Here is an 18,738-nt window from a genome sequence, read left to right as displayed (position 1 = left end):
ATTGAGTGAGGTCTACAAAGGTTGGCATCCCTGAAGGTAACGAAACCCCGGCGCCGCATAGAAATACAACTCTACCTGTATCACAGCGTTCTAAGAGGATGTCCGGTATGGCAGGTCCTTCGGGATGGAATCTCATGTGTTCAACTTATCAAAGCGCTAATTTATGTTTAGACTTTACTACTCGCAGTAATGTGATGAAAACAGTTAATATCAATAATTCTCTGTAATTCAAGTGGTATGTCTCAAAATCAACCAACGCACAGCAACCACTAACTACCGCCAGATTCAATATCACACTGATGCCGAAGTTCATAAACGTGCGCTGCCACCAACTGCTGGTATCAGCAATAGATACCACACACGCACAGTACCAGGACAGGACTGTCGCAGGGGCATCCAGCCCACCGACCACCTTACGTAACTTGTTGTGTCGTGCTTCCTCCTTTACCTGTGGATTCAGATGCGCGCATTTCATCAGTACATTCATGGTGATGGTGTGCTGATCACGTTCAAACCAAGGTTCCTCGCCTAGCGTGCCAACATTAAGTAGCAATCGACACCTGCAGGCAGTGCAGCTCAAATGCCACCTCCCGCACTGGCAGCCTCTTTAGCCGTCACAAATCGTCCTGCGGTGGTATTCGCCAGACAACACTTCAGCATACGCATGTAACTCTCTTCGCTCCGGGTGTCCACGATAGGGAAAGCTTCGCCGGTCCCTCTGTGCTGTTGGAACCGCTACGGCAACGAAGGCAATAACGTTCTCCGTAGTAATACTGATTGCATTCCATGCAATACCAGTCAGTTTTGCGCACTACCGGGGCAGCATCAGAAACCAAACGCCGCAATTTCTGGATAAAGTGCATTTCTTTTGGAGTGACAATCACATACGGGCAATGCTTACGGCCATTCTCGGTCAGCGTATTTTCGGTATGTTCAAACCAGGGACGCTCAGAGCCCCACTCAGGATGGAAGACCAGCGCACTGCCGCACAGATGGCAGGCGTAATGGTCGTAAGGGGTCGCTCTGGCGGTGACCGCAGAGGTCAGCCGCCCACGTGAAGCATGTGCAATAAAAGATTTGGCATACATGATGTTGCTCCTTACAGCCAGGCAGCACACAGGCGAAAGCCGTCCGTGTCTGGGCAGACTGGCGGGGTGTGTATGACGGAATGATTCAGTTCAGATGGATGGGCGGTGATTTAGCAGTAAATGGTTGAGTGGGGGATTACGAGCGGGACTGGGCGATGCGTTCATTTAACCAGTGTTCTACCTCACTTTGTAACCACCGAGAGCTTCTCCCCATTTTAATGGGTTTGGGGAATGAGCCATCTTTAATCAGTTTGTAAAACCACTTATCTGTAAGGCCGGTAAACTGCGTGATAAATGACATATCTACCATTCGATCATTCAGTAAGGCCGATACGTTATTCTGAGTTGTCATCATGGTTTTCTCCATATGGAATGCTGAGAGGTATGGAGATGTGCCGTATAGGTAATGATTAACCGTTGGCACTTTCTCCTTCTCAACATCCACATGCGAGTTATAAAATAATGTTTTACCGTTTATCCCTGAGAGCATCCCAGATTACGTCTGCCATCTGAGTGGTCTTTGCTAAATTCCTTAGCCAGATATATTGCTCTTTCGGTTAATGCTTCGTAATCAGTTTCAAAGTCAGGTTTATTACGATTTAAAGAATAAAACCCGTTGGTAGGAAGATGGACAAGCCCATGATGTCTTTTTTCATGACCATTGCGTTTAATTGCGCGGATCCAGGCGGTAATCACGATTTGGTAAATACTGGAAAAATTAAATGACGGTCCTGTATGTCTTTTACCAGGCCAGGAATAGGCATCCTTGTTGAGCAGTAAAAGGACGTGATAGTGGTGTTTTGTTTCATCCTGATTGAGTTCTCGCACCCATACGAACCTTACCTTACAGGTCAGCGATGTCTTACCTGCTTTTCTCTTGCGCTTAATGTCTTCTTCAATCTGGGATTTCACTGAGGCAATAAAGTTGGAAATAACATCGGGAGCGTCGTAATAGCGTGTAGGACAGTCCACTCTATCTTCTTCGTCAGGGAAACGAAGGTCGAACCTTACAGCCATGACACGGGGATAGTCCGCCAGGGCTTTATCTACGGTTTCGCTGATCCTTTTGACATAGTATTCATTAGGCGTGCATTTATCTGATTTCTTCTTGTTCATTACGTTGAGTCCTTAGCTGATTGAGTTCAGTTCATCGGATCTCTAGTTATTATTTACGGAATGAGGGTTATCTCTTTTATTCTCAGTATTTCAATACATACAAATGGCTAGTTGTACTCGTAGTTCTATTCATACCCATATAACCTTAGATAACCTTACGTCCATTATTAACAATACGGAGACAGGAAAGAGGGGATGAAGGTGGTTTGTAATAGAAGAAAGATTATTCCAAATCAGACCAAAGCGAGTCAGTAAACCTGCTGTAATCACTCCCGAGTTATCCTTGAAGTTTTCGAGGGATTTCGCTCGTATTCCTCTTGCGCTTATACGTTGTCTGAAGTGGTTCACCACGCTTGCTTATCCCCTGCAGGCGCACTTTCCCCCGGAACCAGTTTGGTTCGGCACCAGACCTACATAAGCAGCGAACTCACGCCCTGATTTGAATGCTGATGCTTCTTCCATGGTCGCAACTTCCGCCGTGGCAATTAACGGCCCCACTCCGGGAATTTCCATCAGGCGCTTACAGGTTTCACTCTGCTGCTCTTCTGTTTTGACTGCAATATCTTTAAAAAACCTAGAGTTACAGGTCATTATCGCCTGCAAGGTGGTTTTTATATATTAAAATGATTGCCAACATATAAATTAAAAATAGGTCACTTATATATAGGTTACTTAAATATTTTATATAAACTAAAAGTAGGTCATAATCATGCGGTGACATCGTTTTTTGACCAGCACGTAGCGATGACCATTTTGGATGAGGAAAGCTTAAGCAGTTACCGAAGGAGTATTACTTTTGATGCTGTTGCTATGGAGAGAGGTACGAAAAAATGGGTTATAAATACAAAGCGACGATGTATTACTCTGATGATGAAACGGACAGGTTTTTGAGGGAAAAAGCCGCAAAGCCAAATGGAAAGAAAAGCGCGTCACACTATCTTTATTCGCTGGTAACACGTGAAAGAGAAAACGCAGCTTCTGTTGAATTAAATCAGGAAGAAGTCGGTGTGGTTCGAATTTATCCTGAGTACACCCGTTTAAGAAGGATTGAGGTTAGCGGACTGATTTCCTTTACAGCCCTGCCTGCGTTTTCACTTGAGAGTAAAGCAACTCAAAAGAGACTTGATCACAAAGATTTGATGAAGGAAATTGATGGTAAGATCCATCTCGATATCACTTCGAAGTTCAATAATCATAACAATGATTTTAACCATAATGGGAGTTTCCTGGTTGTGATTAAAACAGATGTTACCTGTTACTATAACCGTACCGTCTCAGGGGCTGGATATTGCGAGGGGAATTTTTTGGCAAACTGTACCATCCTCCATATCACTCGGTCTGAATGGGAACGATGGGGAGGTAAATATGATTTTGAGCGTATCAAATATATAAAATTCAGAGACCTTTCAAATCCCAGAGCAAGAAAAAGTATGGGATTATGCCAATTAGCAGAAATAGCGCCCTTAGACACAGCCGGTGCATTTTTCATCCCTGTACGAACAACCGCTAAAGCTTATCCATCAGACAAGTTTCTTGCCCCTCTGATTATAGGGGTTGATATCACCTTCAATAAAGACAGGGTCAGACTGAAGCCAATGAATGACACGCAGAAAAAAAGACATTTCGGATAAGCCAGCATCTGAGATTTTTAACTGCAAGAATTTTCAGACTGATATTACCTCCATAAGAACGGCAGCAGATTTTGCTACCGTTTTGTTATTTCAACTCACGGAGGTTAATGTGCCAGATAAAACCGAACAAGGCCTCTCGGCCTTGACACAACCACTATCCCTTCTCCCTGACAACCTCTCCCGCGCCATTCTCAAACATATACATCAGTGCATTCATTACGAACCCACGATTGGTATTATGGGTAAAAGCGGTGTGGGTAAATCGAGCCTCTGCAATACCTTATTCAATCCGCCCCCCGCCAAGGTCAGCGCCATAAAAGGATGTACCCGCCGTATACAAACGTATCAATTGGCTCTTGCGCCGCATGCGTTGCTCATCGTGGACTTTCCGGGAATAGGTGAAACACCCGAACTTGACCGCATCTATACGCGGTTATATCAACACTGGCTGGGTCAACTGGACTTGATTATCTGGGTGCTTAAAGCTGATGACCGGGCATGGAACGATGACATTCGTTGCTATCGGCAATTGATTTCGCAGGGAGCAGACCCCGTGCGCTTTCTTTTCGTCCTCAATCAGGCTGATAAAATTGAACCCTGTCGGGAATGGGACCTCTTCACTCACCAACCTTCTTTACGTCAGCAACAGCACTTGCAGGTAAAAATAGCACAGGTCAATGCGCTGTTTTCACCCCAACATGCTGTTCTGGCCGTATCAGCATCGGAGGGGTTCAATATGCTCCTCTGGGCTGAAACCTTCATTCGTGCTTTGCCGGATAACGCCAGCAGTGCAGTCACACGCCAACTGGAGTCGGGTTATCGTACGGAGAACGTGATCAAGACGGCGCGCGACAACTTTGCCCGTGGCGTGGGCGATATTTTCGATGATGCGCTCTCTGCAATGCAAACCACCGGTGCGCTGGTGCATCAGCTTAAACAGCTTCGCCACCGACTGCTTTCGGTTGTTCACGCTGTCTGGCATTTCCTGTTCTGATTTATCACGGCCAACGGTTTATTCGTTCGATCTGTTTCGCCGATCGAACACCTATTTATGATAGTCAATGACTATCAATAATTGATTTTATCATCAAGAAACTAATAGGTTTCAACGATCGGTTTTAGCTTATTGATCTTAATTAACGATTATCTCTCTTTCCCACATCTCGCTACGATCCCCTTTCCAGAACGGTCGTCACCCCTCAATTTCTGTCTACTTATGAATGAATACAGGAGTATTCCCATGATGCAATGCAGTTTCCCTTATCCGGCCTTTGTGCTGCACGATACGAGGTCCCCATGCTAAAACCTTATCCTCTGTCCAAGCAGGACAGCTATGCCTGGGCTCTGGCCATTGTTCTTCCACTACTCTGGGCACCCTTCGCCATTTTCTTTCCTAAAGAGATTGCCCTTGGTTTTTATCTGGTTCTCTCACTGGTTTGGACCCTTCTTGACCGGTTAAGCCTGATGAAACAAGAAAAAGTACCGCCTTCGTTCGGCTATTTTCTGCTACCCATGGTTTATCTGCGGCAACGTGACGAACGTCAGGGGAAACCCTGGCGTTTATTGCAGGTATGGCTGATATGTACTGTTTTGTCGGTGATAGCCGGTGAGCAATTTAAAAAGCAGTCGGGTACAGAACAACTTGCGCAGAGCGCTTGTTCTATTGTTACCCAGCTCATGAAACAGGAAGGTATTGATGAACGCTGTATTCGCGTGACGGACTTAAAGGAAGAGGTCAGCGGGCGTTTTTATCGGGCACAGGCCCTGATGAACACCGGTAATAAAGAGCCGATGACGATTGAAGTCAGGGGTAGGGATATTTATGTCGTGTTACCTGAGTGGGAGGAATGAAAATGAAAGGTCAATTTAAAAGTCTCATCCGCGTTTTTCTCTTAAGCACTGGGCTGTTGTTGTCATGTGTACATGCAGTACAGGCTGACAATTCGCGCTGTGCAAAACCTGTTTTTTATGCCAAAACGCTCAACCATAACAAAGAAGTCGCTATCTGCATGGATACCCCTTACGTGTCTTACTCTTTTGGCAAAACCGGCACCCCACATAAAGAGATGGATATCACTGTTCCGGCGGCCAACACCACTTACGCATACCAGAAAAATCAGGTTATCAGTATCCAGGAATTCACTGTGCGAAACGGAGAAACCCGCTATCAGGTATCCGCCGGAACAAACGATGACGGTGAGCCCGTCGCGTCACTCTACGTTTATAAAGGTGCGCCAGAATCCGGAAAACTGCTGGCAGAGATAAAACTCGATACCCATACGGTGGTGAATAACATTAGCCACGCACTGGCAGATGACGGTATTGCTGAATCAGGTAGCCTTTAATCGCCCACAAAAGGAGTGAGCAAGTGAACGATAACTTTCTGATTGTGCAGGGCGTTCCACAGGCATTACTAAATGGCCTGTTTCTTCCCGTCACTGTCACACCGTGGTTGAATTTTGTTACACAAACCAGAGCGATACCATGAATATCATCAATATCCTGAATTCAAGAAAAGTCAAAGTGGCCCTGGCCGTGATGATAACACTCATGCTGTTAGTGACAGTCGCCGTATCCGAGCACGGGATCAGCATCCTGTCTCTTATCACTGCAGTTTTCTGGGGCATTGTCAGTTGGCTTATTCTCAGTTTGGTTTTTCGCATCCTCTCTCATTATCTCGTCACTCAGTCGAAGGGGACCGTCACGAGGAAATCTGGGCAAGGTTCGACTGACGCTCATCAGGAGGACTAAAATGATACTTGTCCTTTTACTTTGGATTATGGCTTCGGCTTTCATTGGGTGGTGCGCCAGCTCAAATGGACGTTCATTCTGGCTGTGGTTTATGGTGTCATTGTTACTCGACCCGTTATTCGGAGCAGTGCTTTATATCATGGTCGTGAAATCAAAATGACAAAAGGTAGGCTAAAAAGAGCCGGTATTATTTATCTAAAATTCTGTCTTATGTATGTCCTTATACTCATCGTGGGATACGGTCTGCTCATCTGGTATCTCGGGGATTAGCCGTTTCGGTCAGAACCCCCCATTTTCATCGTATGTTATTGACTGATTTGGCGACTGGAGAAAGGGTATGAATACATCCCGCCAACGTCCGGCATTATTGCACCCATAACTGAATAGCGATATCACGATGCTTATTCACCACTGACTTTACTCTTTATACATCGTCACCCTACTGGCCCTCAGTCTATTTAGACTGGGGGCCTTTTATTTGGAGAAAACACTGATGACCCGTTTAGCATCCTATTTTGGCCGGGTGAACTCTGTTCGCCGCGACCGTCCCCTGACCCATGATGAGTTAGCCTATTATGTGCCCAGCGTGTTTGGCGAAGATAAACATGCCTCACGCAGCGCCCGCTACACCTATATCCCTACTATTACGTTATTGGATAAGTTGCGTGAAGAAGGGTTTGTGCCGTTCTTTGCCTGCCAGACCCGAGTACGAGATTTGGATAAACGTGAACACACCAAGCATATGGTGCGACTGCGCCGAACGGGACAAATTACGCAGAGAGAAGTGCAGGAGATTGTTTTGCTCAACAGTCACGATGGCTCCAGCAGCTATCAAATGCTGCCGGGTATGTTTCGTGAGATTTGCAGCAACGGCCTGGTTTGTGGTCAGAGTTTTGGCGAAATTCGTGTACCACACAAAGGGGATGTGGTGGAAAAGGTGATTGAAGGGGCCTACGAAGTGCTGGGGATATTTGACCAGATAGAGGAAAGTCGCGAAAGCATGCAGGCATTAATGCTGTCAGCGGAGCACCAACATGCACTGGCCCATGCTGCACTGACCTACCGTTACGGTGAGGAGCACCATCCGGTCACGGAGTCCCAAATCCTGATGCCCCGTCGCTGGGAAGATAAAAAAGATGACCTCTGGACAACATTTCAGCGTGTGCAAGAAAATCTGAGCAAAGGGGGATTATCGGGTCGCAGCGCCACAGGCAAACGGGCACAAACCCGTGCTATCAATGGTATTGATGGTGACATCAAACTCAATCGGGCGCTGTGGGTCATGGCTGAACAGCTTAAACAGGCAGTGGCGTGACCCAGCCTCACGGCTTCGGTGACGATCGATTTCAACGATCGGTTTCGCGTTATTGATCTGCACAACCCATTATCTTTTCTCTTTACCCATCGATAAAATTGATAGGGTTACCTGTCAGCAAAAGGTTTTTAAAACAGCGGTCAGGCACAGGCGTTATGCCAATATTCAGGGAAAACCACCGCCCGTTATCCCCACGATAACGGGTTTTTAATCTAAGAGATGCTGCCTCTCCCGTGTTCTACCTTCACTCACGACTTTAAATATTAAGCCACATTCTTTACCCATTCCATAAGCAGGCTCCCCGGTTTTCCGGAGGGGCCTGTTTTGCTATTTATCCCCATATAAAGAAGGATATTACTCATGAGTACTCCAACCCCAGCTCAGGCGGACACACTAACCGCCACTCCGGTTGCCGACTCTCATCGCATCCATTTTTGGCCAAAATACTTTGGTCAGGTGCCCAAATGGGCGTTGATTGAACCACAGGTTTTTCGTTGGCTGGACCGATTGTGCGACGACTACCACGGCGACTTCTGGGACTTCTACACCTTGCCCAACGGCGGGGTATTTATGGTACCGGGCACGGAGCAAGACTACGTATTGTTTAACGCACTCAATGGTAATGGGGCCACCGTCGGTCGTGAAGCGGTGGGTATCACTGCCTGCCTGATGGTCTACAGCCACTGTGCCTGCAGCACCGAGAGCGAGACCATGACCGAACACTTCTACTGGCTACGGGAATACGCACTGCACCACCCCGAAAGCCACGCCATTTTCTCCCTGATTGACTGAGCAACAAGGACCTCTCACCATGAAAATAACGTTATCTCCAACAGTGGCAGGAATGTCACCCGGCGAACAACGCACTATCCGACGTGCCCTGAACCTGCTGGCAAAACAGTTGCGGGAGCCGGGTGTCTCGTTTACCTCCACCCACGTGACCCGCGACTGGCTACGCCTGCATCTGACCGGGCTCGAGCGCGAAGTCTTCATCGTGCTGTGGCTCGACAATCAAAACCGTCTGCTGGCTCAAGAGACGTTGTTTACCGGCACTATCAACAGTACTACCGTTCACCCGCGTGAGTTGGTGAAGTCGGCCATGAAGCACAATGCGGCGAGTGCCGTACTGGCGCACAACCATCCGTCCCAGTTGGCCGAGCCCAGTCAGACCGATAGACAGATAACCGACAGGATAAAGACGGCGCTGGAATTGGTTGATGTGAGAGTACTGGATCACATGGTTGTTGGCGGCCTGGATATCGTGTCATTTGCTGAACGCGGCTGGTTACCACATTAATGAAACATCATGGGCTAACCTACCTGTATATTGATGCTCTGGGAGATATGTTGCCCGGTTTCGCCACGTTCGACTGGTGAGACAAAACGTACATCAAACTAAGTGGTAACACCGCTCGTCTCCTGACGTAATTCAACGCCATCCACATTGAGAACATCCCCATGAAACCACACCCCACAGCAGCGGGTGCATTGCCCGTATCTGCTATTTATCAACAACTGCTCGCTTTCCTGCTGGAGCACCACTACGGCCTGAGCCTCAACGATACGCCCTATCACGATGAACAGGTGATTGCGCAACAGATAGAACAAGGGATTTCAGTGGGCGATACCGTCAATGCCCTGGTTGAAAAATATGCATTAGTGCGTATTGGCCGTGCCGGGTTCAGCGCACTGGTGCAAAACCCGATGCTGAACAAGGGTGATATCGCCCGCGCACGCCAGGCTGCGGGGCTATGGCGAGCACATTTTCCGCCCACTTTGCTCTACCCAACCGAGTCCCTCAACCCTATTAAACCACAGAGAAAAATTTAGCATGGATAACAACATTACCACCGCCCCGGCATGGGGCCTGCAATGTGATATTACGCCGCGGTTGGGAGCCCGACTGGTTCAGGAGGGAACGCATCTGCACTTTCTGGCTGACCGTACCGGTGTTGTCGGCACATTCGCCCCAGATATCCTCCAAACGTTGGATACCGTGTTCCCTGTACTGATTCAACACCTGGAAGCCTGCCTGCGTTCCGGTGAACTCGATCAGCGCCGTCAGCACTGCGTGACTGTCCAGCACGGGGGTTTTACCTGTGATGCGGATATTTTGTTTCTAAGGAACCCCGCTATGTTAACTGCATTGAATACAGTTATTGAAACCCCCAACGTCCTGACTGACCACACCGATGTTATCTGCTCCACCAGCATTGAACGTATCATCACCGGGCGTAACACCGCGTTGGTGCAGATTGAAGCACTTATCCACCAGCTTGAGGATATCTCGGCCATCACCAACAGCATTGGCGGTGGAATTGCAAAGGACTGGGCCATGCGACAAGACTTCCGTACTGGCTGCTGGTTCATGGAGAAAGCAGAAACAGTCATGAAAGTGATTACCTGCAATCTCGATCGCGGTATATGGCGAGACCTGATGAAAAAATCAGGGATGCTGAGCCTGATGGACGCCCAGGCACGTGACCAGTGGTACAGAAACCTTGAGGGAGATAACATTCCTGCCGTCAGCGAAGCCAATATTCTCAGTACGTTTGAGCAGTTGCATCAGAGTAAATGTGACGTATTTGAACGGGGTGCCATCAACGTATTTAAAGGCCTGAGCTGGGATTTTAAGACGAACAACCCCTGCAAGTTTGGCAAGAAAATCATCGTGACTGGACTGGTCAAGTGTGACCGGTGGGGATTTGGGCTTAACTGGGGTCGACAACGTGACCGGTTAGCGGACCTTGAACGCATGCTGATGCTCCTTGATGGTCAGCCCATTCCTGACAGTCGCGCTGACGTTACCAGTCGTCTGGGCGATCATATCTATGAGGACCGGCACAGCACCCGGTATGAGGATGAGATGTTTACGATAAAATACTTTCAGAAGGGAACAGCGCATATCATGTTTAAACAACCTGAATTGGTTGATAAGCTGAATGATATTATTGCTAAACATTATCCGGGGATGTTGGCAGCGCGGTAGTTCATCGTTACAATCACCGGGTTCGAAATCGCTGATGTTTTCAGCAAAATATGATTGGGGGCCTAATTGGGGGCTCCGGCGTTTTTCGAACAGATAAAAATGCTGTAATAACAAGGGTTGTAGGGTCTGTATTCGAATCCTGTAGGGAAATCAATAAGTTACCCTCTGTTTACCCCCTAATTATCAGCAACCTTTTTTAAAAGTGCCAGATTAGTGACATTAATTCCCATCACTTCGTCAATTTTACGCGCATGCTCAGTTAGATGGTTTGGCGACAAGTGAGCATATCGACACACCATTTCGATTGATTCCCACCCGCCCATCTCCTGGGCATCATCAAATGTCACGTCAGGGAAATCACCCAAGCGCTCTAGCTGCGTATCGTCTCTAACCAACTGGTGACCGTTTCTGTGGTTCTACGCTCCTGGTCGCATTCAATGACTAGCGGTTTTTCCCGGCGGGCTGTTGGGGCGAGACTGGCAAGGATGTCGTCGCTGTCTCCTTTACCGTAGCCGCCGTGAGTAATGAAGGGGATGAGTAATTTGCCCGCAAGGTTGTGGCTGCTGAGAAATGCTTGCACTACGGGCGGCACGCTGGTCCCCCAGATCGGAAAGCCTAAATATACGGTCTCATAACGTGAGATATCTGCGACGCTATTTTTTAATACGGGTTTTATTCCCCGTTCACGCTCATTTTTCGCCTGTTCAACAGTCTGAAAATAGTCTTCCGGATAAGGTGCGGTCGGTTCGATTTCAAACAGATCGGTGTTCAGGCTGCGGTGAATGACGCCCGCAATCACCCGAGTGTTACCGCTGCGAGAAAAGTACGCCACCAGAATACGGATTTTACCCTGCAAGTTTGCGTTTCCGGTGGTTGCTGATGCCAGGGAAACGTTCGCCAGCGTGAGCCCGGCAAGTGCGGTAATCAACATTCTGCGGGTGGGATCATGTTCCATAATCAACTCCTAATTGTTTGAGAGCGCCTGTTGCAGCGCCTTTTCTGCCCGCGTAGCCGCATCATTTTCACTATGTTCACGCAGAACCTGTGCCAGTTGGCGACCACGGATGTCGTTATCCGGTTTAAAGAGAGAATCAACCAGAACGCGACAGGTAAAGTTCTCCGCTGGCCCATAACCGCGTTCTGACTTCCAGCGGGAGAGATATGGACAGCGGGATTTTGCTCCGCTGCCCAGGATGAAAATGTGAAGAGGGGCAGTGAAAGCCCGAGGTAACGTAAATGTCTGATCACGCAAAGCGTCCTTATCTACGATGAAGGGGAGGATTTGCAATGATTCTAATAAGGATGACATGTCGTCAGACTGACGCCAGCCTGACAATTCTGTCAGTTAACCCCTATTGTGGCGACATCGCTTTACATTTTCTAAAAATAAGAAACCAAAGTAAAAAGCGCGTAATTAATGAAAATAAAACAATAATGGATAGGTAGCGTAAATAAAAAAGAAGGGCAGATTCATCGTAATCGAAAAAGGAAAAATCTACCTTCATCAGCAAATAATCGAGATAGTCCTGGTTCAGTAACCAGTACAATCCCAGTAATGCGATTATCGAAAAAATCCCCGGCATAATGACATTTGCAAAGTGTGAGTTGCCGGGGATGTTCAGGATCCGGCAGAGAAACGTTGCCAGCATTTTCCAGTGCAACCCGATATGTAGCGCCAGAATGAGCATTCCCCAGTGGACCGACGTCATGTGTACTTTTCTGACCCAGCTCGCCGGGTTGTGGAACGGCAGCTCCAGAAGGATATGACGGGACAGCATCATGCCAGAGACAATAGCGGTCAGGATGATAACGAATGTCACTGCATTAATGACTCTGTTAACTATTTGCATCGTTAAAGGAATATTTGGCGACAGTGACCACAAGCGATGCCTGTTAAGGTATAAATGCAAAATGATGAGCAGCGTAAAAATAATACCCGCCCATTCATGTACGATTTCACCGTGAAGGTGAAACCCCATCAGTACCAGTAGAAGTAAAGTCATCAGCGTATCCTGCATGACCTGGAAAATATAAATTTTCTTCATGTCGATGGATTAACGCTGTGGCTGGACTTGTTTTACCCATTGCTCAACCTGCGCGGGTACGTCAGGGCCTGAAATATCATTGCGTGAGATCGAGAGCGCACGAGTGACTAATTTGGCCTGTGGTTGCATGCGGGCAATTTCTCGCAGAGAGTCGGCTAAACGGCTGCCTCCATGGGTGGTAAAGGGAATGACCGTTTTACCGGCAAAGTCATTTTGCTCAAAGAGGCTATATATCACCATTGGCATGGTATACCACCAGATGGGATAACCAACGTAAATGATATCGTAATCGCTCAGGTCGGGGAGCGGCGTTTTTAGTGAGGGCCTGGCTTTAGTTTGCTGTTCCTTTTCGGCAACGCGTAAAAGTGCATCATGCTGGCGAGGGTAGGGAGTGGCGGTTTCAATGCGAAACAGATCGCCGTGAGTCTGCTCTTGAATTAGCTGCGCAACAAACTGAGTGCTGCCGGTCTTCGGCGTGTTTTTTTGTAATACGCTGGCCCCGGAAAAACCGTCTACGGCATCAGGTTTCATTTCCTCGGGCTGGGAAAAATAGATAATCAGCGTGCGAGATTGTGTGGATGAATCCTCTGATGCGAACGCGGGGTGTCCCAGAAGCCCCATGATAATCATCGCCAGAAACCCGCTAAATACCTTTTTTATTCTCACTGTTTCATTCCTTCAATCAGCAGTGGTTAGTCTTAGCAGTAATTCTGGCGCAGGTAGGCTGACATCAGACTGACGGCTCTCTGACAATTTTGTCAGAAGGCTTAGAGAGTTGGCGTCCCGATTTTGTCTCTGAAATCAGTCTTTCTGTTCAGATAGCATCAAGCTGTTTAGCAAACGTCAGCCCAAATGTATTGATACCGTTCTCAAAAATGCTATCAATTTGCCTGGCGTGAGCACTCAAATGACGTGGCGCAAGGTGTGCATACCTCTGTACCATTTCTATACTTTCCCATCCCCCCCATTTACTGAAGTACTGATAGTGGAACCCCGGCTTGAAAAATGGCATGGGATTCCCGTTATTTGTATGTTTCTTTAGCTGCTCTCTGAGACTCAAAATAATTTGGGGATATATAGAAAGTTGATTGAGGACAATAAATGCCCCTCAGAAGAGGGGCTGGAATAAATTAGAACCGCAGACGAAATCCGATATTAGCCGTTACCGGTGTTTCAATTTTTGAACCATTAAGATAATCCACTTCGGCAAAAATTGAGGTGTTATTGGCAACAGTGGCATCGATGCCCATGCCATATTTCCCGACATTACCGGAGAAATCATTATCGAAGCCAATATTATTAATGGCGACTGTATTGGTCTTGATAAACTCACGAGCAATAGCCAGTTTAATGTATGGTTTTATCGCTATTTGATTCAGGGTATAAGAGGACGCCAATATTGTCCCTAACTCACCTTGCACACTATCCGCTTTAGCCACATCTGCTGCCATACCGTTGCTAAGAGTATAATCTGCGCTACTAATGCGTGAATAACTCACTTTGCCATACGGTTCCAGCACCAGATTGGTATAAACAGGCAATTGATAACCACTTTCCAGCGAAGCGGTAAGGGCATTTTGACTGTATTCCGCTCGCGCGCCTTGAGTATTTAATTCATTATTAAAACGGTTAGCTTTCAATACCGTATCAATATAGAGCCCACTTTGATCCAGATAGGTCAGATAGAGGCCACCACTGTAACTGCGAATATCCCCATTGGCTCCTGCGCTATGAGTGGCTTTAACATCGGATGAACTGTAGCCAGTAAATACCCCGACCAGCATATTACCCCGACTCAACCCCAATTGCTTATCTGCTCCGATCTCCATACCGTTCAAGGTATTCTTGAAAGAAACATTTTTATTGTCAGACAATCGGCTGTCATCAGTAAGATAACGCGCCCATACACCGACAGTTCCATCAGCATCTGTTTTCAATTCGCCCTGGCGCTGGCGTAAGGTACTCAGTTCCGCATTCAGAATATGTCGTGGTGCTGCTGCCATATTCAACACACCTTGCGCCGCAGAGCTGAGTACAGGGGCCGCCAGATTCAGAGTTGTTCCGGGGAGACCCGCTGTGTTAGTCGCTAAATACCAGTCGGTGGTGCCATTGCTTTCCTGACCATATAGCCCATATTGGTAAACGCCTAAATCTACCACTCCACCGGCATTAAGTAAGCGGAACTGAGCATTACCGCTATTAACATGTACTAATGCCAGGCTGTTGGGGGATAGCGGCTCTTTACCGCTGTCCTGAACGGTAATACCAAATTGGCCAGTCGCTTGGTGCGACACCGTAATAAAATCTCCGGCGCTGCTGGCAAGCTGGGTTGTCATCGTAAAGTTACCCTGACCTGACAAATTTTCTATTTCCAGCCGGTTAAATTGTCCGCCTGCAGAATAGGGCATCAGGTTGATATCCCCCCCTTGCATCGTCACGTTGTTGATTCGGGTAACCAGCACCGGCCCCAAGGTTGCAGGCGGGGAAACAGGTACTACAGTCGCGCCTATCCAGGAAGGGCCAATCTCGACCAGGCCAGCCACACTGAGGTTTTCGATGGAGACATTGGCGGGTAGGGCGGGATTGTGGGTGGTCACATCACTGGTATAGGTATCGTTATTAGTAATAAAAAGTTCCGCACCTGCCGCGATATTGAGGTAACCTTTCGACTGGCTATTGAGTCCCAGAGTCATAAGGCCGCCATCATTAATCTGGCTATCTGTTACGATCCCCGCTGTTTTAACGTCAAGCATTCCGCCCTGATTAACCAGAGTACCGGTTGCAAAAGCATCGGTAACCTGTAACCAACCGCCATCATCCACTGTCGTATTATTTGCTGTACCGGCACTGCTCCCGTTGGTAACAGCAATAGCAGATCTTGTAACCATGCCATTATTGGTGTTCCCGTAAACCCGTCCATTATTAATGACGCCACCGTTACGCACAATTTGTCCGCCAGTATTGACGACTTCATTGTTGACAGTTATTCCCTCTACAATTGGCGTAAAAGCCAATACCTGAGCAGGTAATGTGACCAAAGACAGACTAATTGCTCCGGCCAATAATGTTTTGTCCATAAAACCTCAAAAAATTAAACGTAATGAGATGATGTCATATCACTCATTGCAAAAAGAGACGTACCGCCTTTGAAACGGTTTGAAATTCATGTTTATGAGCGGTGATATTTTTTGAATAAATACCTGGATACTCAATAAGGCAGAATATCAAGCGTTATTCATTTAGCTAGAAAAATATTAGTGTGTATTTTTTAGCATGCTGACAGTAGCACGGCTAAATCTGTAGTTATCATAAGATTAAAGGTGTTTTTTTGATTGTTTTTGACAGGTAATAAAATGGTCTTAATATGTGCGAGAATAATCTTGATTCATATCAAGATTATTCTCAATAAATAACACTTAATGTATTTTGTCGAAATAACTAGAGTCATGCTGGGATGTAATACTAAATCCTGTCAATATTCACTTTAGATGAGTGGTGCTAATAGGCTTGAGTCATATCTTTTGTCTCACTTAACTTTATCACTCTAAAAGTATTGTAGAGTTTATGGAACAAGTATTCGGAACAAAACGCTATTCACATTGATATCTCATACAGTGAACATAGGTAAAACGTCTGAATACAGGTAGGTAAAAATGGAAAAGCTATTTACACCACTTAAAGTCGGTAATATTACTCTGAATAATCGCGTCGTTATGGCGCCGATGACGCGCTCAAGAGCCAGAAAAGGTGATATTGCAGATGAGTTGACGGCAGAATATTACGCACAACGGGCATCTGCCGGGTTAATTGTCACTGAAGGTGCTCAAATTTCTGTGCAGGGGCAGGGCTATCTGTTTACACCAGGCATTTACAGTAAGGGGCAAGTGAAGGGATGGTCTTTAACGACTCAGGCTGTGCATGAAAAAGGCGGAAAAATCTTCCTGCAATTGTGGCATGTCGGCCGCATTTCCCATACTAGTCTACAAAATAACGGTGCTGCTCCGGTCAGCAGCGTCGCAGTAAAAGCCGAGAATAGTCACTGTTATGCGCTGGATCAAAACGGCAACCCGGGTCAAGTACCCGTTTCAATGCCACAGGCTCTGACGATTGATGGCATCAAAGCCATTATCAATGATTATGTTGTGGCGGCGGAGAATGCGATTGAGGCGGGTTTTGATGGTGTTGAAATTCATGCTGCAAATGGTTATCTGTTGGAACAGTTTATTAATGGTGGACTGAATACTCGCAATGATGAATATGGTGGTGAAAGCCATAGCAATCGTATTCGCTTCACTCTTGAAGTGACTGATGCTGTATCAAAAGCGATCGGAAGTGATAAAACGGGCATCCGTCTGGCACCTTTTGGCCGTCTTTTCGATATGCACGCTTTTGACGGTGAGGAGCAGACATGGCTACAACTTGCTGAGGAATTAAATGCTCGCTCTTTGGCGTATGTGCATCTCAGTGATCAGCAAACCCTGGGGCAGCAAGCTATTCCTGATGGATTCATTCAAAAATTCAGAGCCGTATATCAAGGTATTTTGATTATTGCTGGTGGGTTTGATAAACAGCTGGCAGAAAAGTACCTACAGGATGGATGTGCTGATCTAATTGGTTTCGGGCGGCCCTACATTTCCAACCCTGATTTGGTGGAAAGAATGAAAAATGACTGGCCATTAACTGAACCTGATCGTGCTACGTTCTATGGTGGCACAGAAGTTGGTTATACAGATTATCCGTTCTACTCAGCACAATTGGATAATCAATAAAATCAGTCCAGTAATCCCGCTTCAGCGGCTCTGACCAACTCATCCACTACATAACGGATTTTGGGCAGTAACTGACGATTTTTCGGCCATAACGCGCTGATGGGCATTTCACCACCGGAATGCCCGATAAGAACTTCTTTTAATTCGCCCCTTTGCAAATATTTGCCGACGAGCCAGAGCGGTAACTGACATAGACCACATCCCGCCAGCGTGGCGGCCAGCATCGCATCACCATCAGCAAACTCATGTGTTGGCGTCGGGGTATAACGGAGAATTTGTCCGGTATTGTCTTTGAGTAACCAGGATATAGGTTGGTTACGTCGAAAACCAACCACACACTTATGCTGGCTCAACTCTTCTGGTTGGGCCGGCTCCGTGTGGGATAAGAGGTAATCCGCTGAGGCGCAAATAACCAGCTTTTGAGTTGTCAATCTGCGGGCAACCAGACCACTACTATCAGCGAGTTCGCCGATACGTATAACCAGATCAATACCCTCTTCAATAGGATCAACAAATCGCTCGCTGAATGTCACGGTCAATGCCAGTTCGGGATACTGACGGGTAATATCAAGCAGAATAGGCAAGATACGCTGTCTGCCAAATGCAGCCGGTAAATCTACCCGTAAGCGCCCGGCGGGGTGGGTAATATGAGCGGTCAATTCTGCTTCAGCAAGTTCCAGAATATCTATTGCACTCTGACAACTGGCAAGAAACTTTTCACCATCAGGCGTGAGACTCAATCTTCGTGTCGACCGCTGAAAAAGTTTAAGCCCCAGCCGATCTTCCAGACGACTCACACTCTTTCCTACCGCTGATTTTGTTAGCCCGAGCCGTTCCGCAGCCGCAGTAAAACTGCCGTGTTGAGCTGTTGTGACAAAGGCAGTAATACCGCCGAGATGATCTGTTTTTCTCATATATTCACTAGCCTTTACAGGTCGTTGACGGTGTTTTTCTCAATGGAATACCCGCCGGATATTATCAGAAAATATAACGATAGCGTTCTTCAGGGTATTTAATTGTAGAATTTATGTCTA

Annotated in this window: 21 protein-coding genes and 6 pseudogenes; 12 read left to right on the top strand and 15 right to left on the bottom strand. The window is 47.0% G+C overall.

Annotated features, from left to right (window positions below):
- Positions 1–148 precede the first annotated feature (148 nt).
- The 6 genes and pseudogenes from FTB31_RS14745 to FTB31_RS14720 form a co-directional block, all read right to left on the bottom strand.
- The gene (locus FTB31_RS14745) at positions 149–553 is read right to left on the bottom strand and encodes a zinc-ribbon domain-containing protein (protein ID WP_265102185.1); all 405 of its coding nucleotides are present in this window, start codon (positions 551–553) and stop codon (positions 149–151) included.
- Positions 554–576: 23 nt separating this feature from the next.
- A complete protein-coding gene (locus tag FTB31_RS14740; RefSeq protein ID WP_227731508.1) occupies positions 577–666 on the bottom strand; it encodes a zinc-ribbon domain-containing protein in 90 nt (29 codons plus the stop codon).
- Positions 654–1,088, bottom strand: coding sequence for a putative zinc ribbon protein (locus FTB31_RS14735; protein ID WP_145576313.1), 435 nt, complete (start codon positions 1,086–1,088; stop codon positions 654–656). The genes FTB31_RS14740 and FTB31_RS14735 overlap by 13 nt, the downstream gene beginning before the upstream one ends.
- A 136-nt stretch (positions 1,089–1,224) precedes the next feature.
- Positions 1,225–1,440, bottom strand: coding sequence for a helix-turn-helix transcriptional regulator (locus FTB31_RS14730; protein WP_145576468.1), 216 nt, complete (start codon positions 1,438–1,440; stop codon positions 1,225–1,227).
- Positions 1,441–1,562: 122 nt separating this feature from the next.
- A complete protein-coding gene (locus FTB31_RS14725; protein WP_145576316.1) occupies positions 1,563–2,204 on the bottom strand; it encodes an inovirus Gp2 family protein in 642 nt (213 codons plus the stop codon).
- Between the two features lie 343 nt (positions 2,205–2,547).
- Positions 2,548–2,744, bottom strand: a pseudogene (locus FTB31_RS14720) (transposase); the annotation flags it as partial.
- Positions 2,745–3,034: 290 nt separating this feature from the next.
- Between FTB31_RS14720 and FTB31_RS14715 the strand changes: the two are divergent.
- The 11 genes and pseudogenes from FTB31_RS14715 (at position 3,035) to FTB31_RS14660 (ending at position 10,890) form a co-directional block, all read left to right on the top strand.
- On the top strand, positions 3,035–3,835 hold the full coding sequence (locus FTB31_RS14715; RefSeq protein WP_145576319.1) for a hypothetical protein: 801 nt from the start codon (positions 3,035–3,037) through the stop codon (positions 3,833–3,835).
- On the top strand, positions 3,804–4,829 hold the full coding sequence (locus FTB31_RS14710; protein ID WP_227731507.1) for a GTPase family protein: 1,026 nt from the start codon (positions 3,804–3,806) through the stop codon (positions 4,827–4,829). The genes FTB31_RS14715 and FTB31_RS14710 overlap by 32 nt, the downstream gene beginning before the upstream one ends.
- A gap of 302 nt (positions 4,830–5,131) precedes the next feature.
- Positions 5,132–5,686: a hypothetical protein gene (locus FTB31_RS14705; protein ID WP_080608081.1), complete on the top strand. Its 555-nt coding sequence runs from the start codon at positions 5,132–5,134 to the stop codon at positions 5,684–5,686.
- A 2-nt stretch (positions 5,687–5,688) separates the two neighbouring features.
- Positions 5,689–6,180: a hypothetical protein gene (locus FTB31_RS14700; RefSeq protein ID WP_227731506.1), complete on the top strand. Its 492-nt coding sequence runs from the start codon at positions 5,689–5,691 to the stop codon at positions 6,178–6,180.
- Between the two features lie 139 nt (positions 6,181–6,319).
- Positions 6,320–6,586: a hypothetical protein gene (locus tag FTB31_RS14695; RefSeq protein WP_080608082.1), complete on the top strand. Its 267-nt coding sequence runs from the start codon at positions 6,320–6,322 to the stop codon at positions 6,584–6,586.
- A gap of 493 nt (positions 6,587–7,079) precedes the next feature.
- Complete coding sequence (locus FTB31_RS14690; protein ID WP_227731505.1) at positions 7,080–7,901, top strand: DUF932 domain-containing protein; 822 nt, start codon at positions 7,080–7,082, stop codon at positions 7,899–7,901.
- Positions 7,902–8,261: 360 nt separating this feature from the next.
- On the top strand, positions 8,262–8,693 hold the full coding sequence (locus FTB31_RS14685) for an antirestriction protein (RefSeq protein ID WP_227731504.1): 432 nt from the start codon (positions 8,262–8,264) through the stop codon (positions 8,691–8,693).
- Positions 8,694–8,712: 19 nt separating this feature from the next.
- A complete protein-coding gene (gene radC, locus FTB31_RS14680; RefSeq protein WP_145576324.1) occupies positions 8,713–9,198 on the top strand; it encodes a RadC family protein in 486 nt (161 codons plus the stop codon).
- 161 nt (positions 9,199–9,359) lie between these two features.
- Positions 9,360–9,731, top strand: a complete 372-nt coding sequence (locus FTB31_RS14670) for a TA system toxin CbtA family protein (protein WP_145576326.1) — start codon at positions 9,360–9,362, stop codon at positions 9,729–9,731.
- Between the two features lies 1 nt (position 9,732).
- Positions 9,733–10,005, top strand: a pseudogene (locus tag FTB31_RS14665) (type IV toxin-antitoxin system YeeU family antitoxin); the annotation flags it as partial.
- A gap of 30 nt (positions 10,006–10,035) precedes the next feature.
- On the top strand, positions 10,036–10,890 hold the full coding sequence (locus FTB31_RS14660) for a DUF4942 domain-containing protein (RefSeq protein ID WP_145576330.1): 855 nt from the start codon (positions 10,036–10,038) through the stop codon (positions 10,888–10,890).
- A gap of 176 nt (positions 10,891–11,066) precedes the next feature.
- Here the strand turns inward: FTB31_RS14660 and FTB31_RS14655 are convergent.
- From FTB31_RS14655 to FTB31_RS14620, 8 genes and pseudogenes are all read right to left on the bottom strand, one after another.
- Positions 11,067–11,219 (bottom strand): annotated as a pseudogene (locus FTB31_RS14655) (integrase); the annotation flags it as partial.
- A gap of 41 nt (positions 11,220–11,260) precedes the next feature.
- The gene (locus FTB31_RS14650; protein WP_077293543.1) at positions 11,261–11,845 is read right to left on the bottom strand and encodes a flavodoxin; all 585 of its coding nucleotides are present in this window, start codon (positions 11,843–11,845) and stop codon (positions 11,261–11,263) included.
- A 9-nt stretch (positions 11,846–11,854) separates the two neighbouring features.
- Positions 11,855–11,947, bottom strand: a pseudogene (locus FTB31_RS14645) (carboxymuconolactone decarboxylase family protein); the annotation flags it as partial.
- A gap of 6 nt (positions 11,948–11,953) precedes the next feature.
- A pseudogene (locus FTB31_RS14640) lies at positions 11,954–12,138 on the bottom strand ((R)-mandelonitrile lyase); the annotation flags it as partial.
- 104 nt (positions 12,139–12,242) lie between these two features.
- Positions 12,243–12,893 (bottom strand): DUF4405 domain-containing protein, encoded by a 651-nt coding sequence (locus FTB31_RS14635; RefSeq protein ID WP_077174608.1) that lies wholly within the window; start codon positions 12,891–12,893, stop codon positions 12,243–12,245.
- Between the two features lie 51 nt (positions 12,894–12,944).
- Entirely contained in the window at positions 12,945–13,565 is a 621-nt protein-coding gene (locus FTB31_RS14630) for a flavodoxin (protein WP_407083970.1), read from the bottom strand.
- 184 nt (positions 13,566–13,749) lie between these two features.
- A pseudogene (locus FTB31_RS14625) lies at positions 13,750–13,942 on the bottom strand (tyrosine-type recombinase/integrase); the annotation flags it as partial.
- A 123-nt stretch (positions 13,943–14,065) separates the two neighbouring features.
- Positions 14,066–16,012 (bottom strand): autotransporter outer membrane beta-barrel domain-containing protein, encoded by a 1,947-nt coding sequence (locus tag FTB31_RS14620; protein ID WP_227719817.1) that lies wholly within the window; start codon positions 16,010–16,012, stop codon positions 14,066–14,068.
- Between the two features lie 576 nt (positions 16,013–16,588).
- Between FTB31_RS14620 and FTB31_RS14615 the strand changes: the two genes are divergently transcribed.
- Entirely contained in the window at positions 16,589–17,704 is a 1,116-nt protein-coding gene (locus FTB31_RS14615) for an alkene reductase (protein WP_077174469.1), read from the top strand.
- A gap of 2 nt (positions 17,705–17,706) precedes the next feature.
- Here the strand turns inward: FTB31_RS14615 and FTB31_RS14610 are convergent, their stop codons facing one another.
- A complete protein-coding gene (locus FTB31_RS14610) occupies positions 17,707–18,618 on the bottom strand; it encodes a LysR family transcriptional regulator (protein ID WP_227719816.1) in 912 nt (303 codons plus the stop codon).
- Between the last annotated feature and the right edge of the window lie 120 nt (positions 18,619–18,738).

The sequence above is a fragment of the Yersinia proxima genome, from assembly GCF_902170785.1.
GTDB lineage: Bacteria > Pseudomonadota > Gammaproteobacteria > Enterobacterales > Enterobacteriaceae > Yersinia > Yersinia proxima.
Note: the sequence above shows the minus strand (reverse complement) of the source record. Positions and strands in the feature narration are given on the sequence as shown.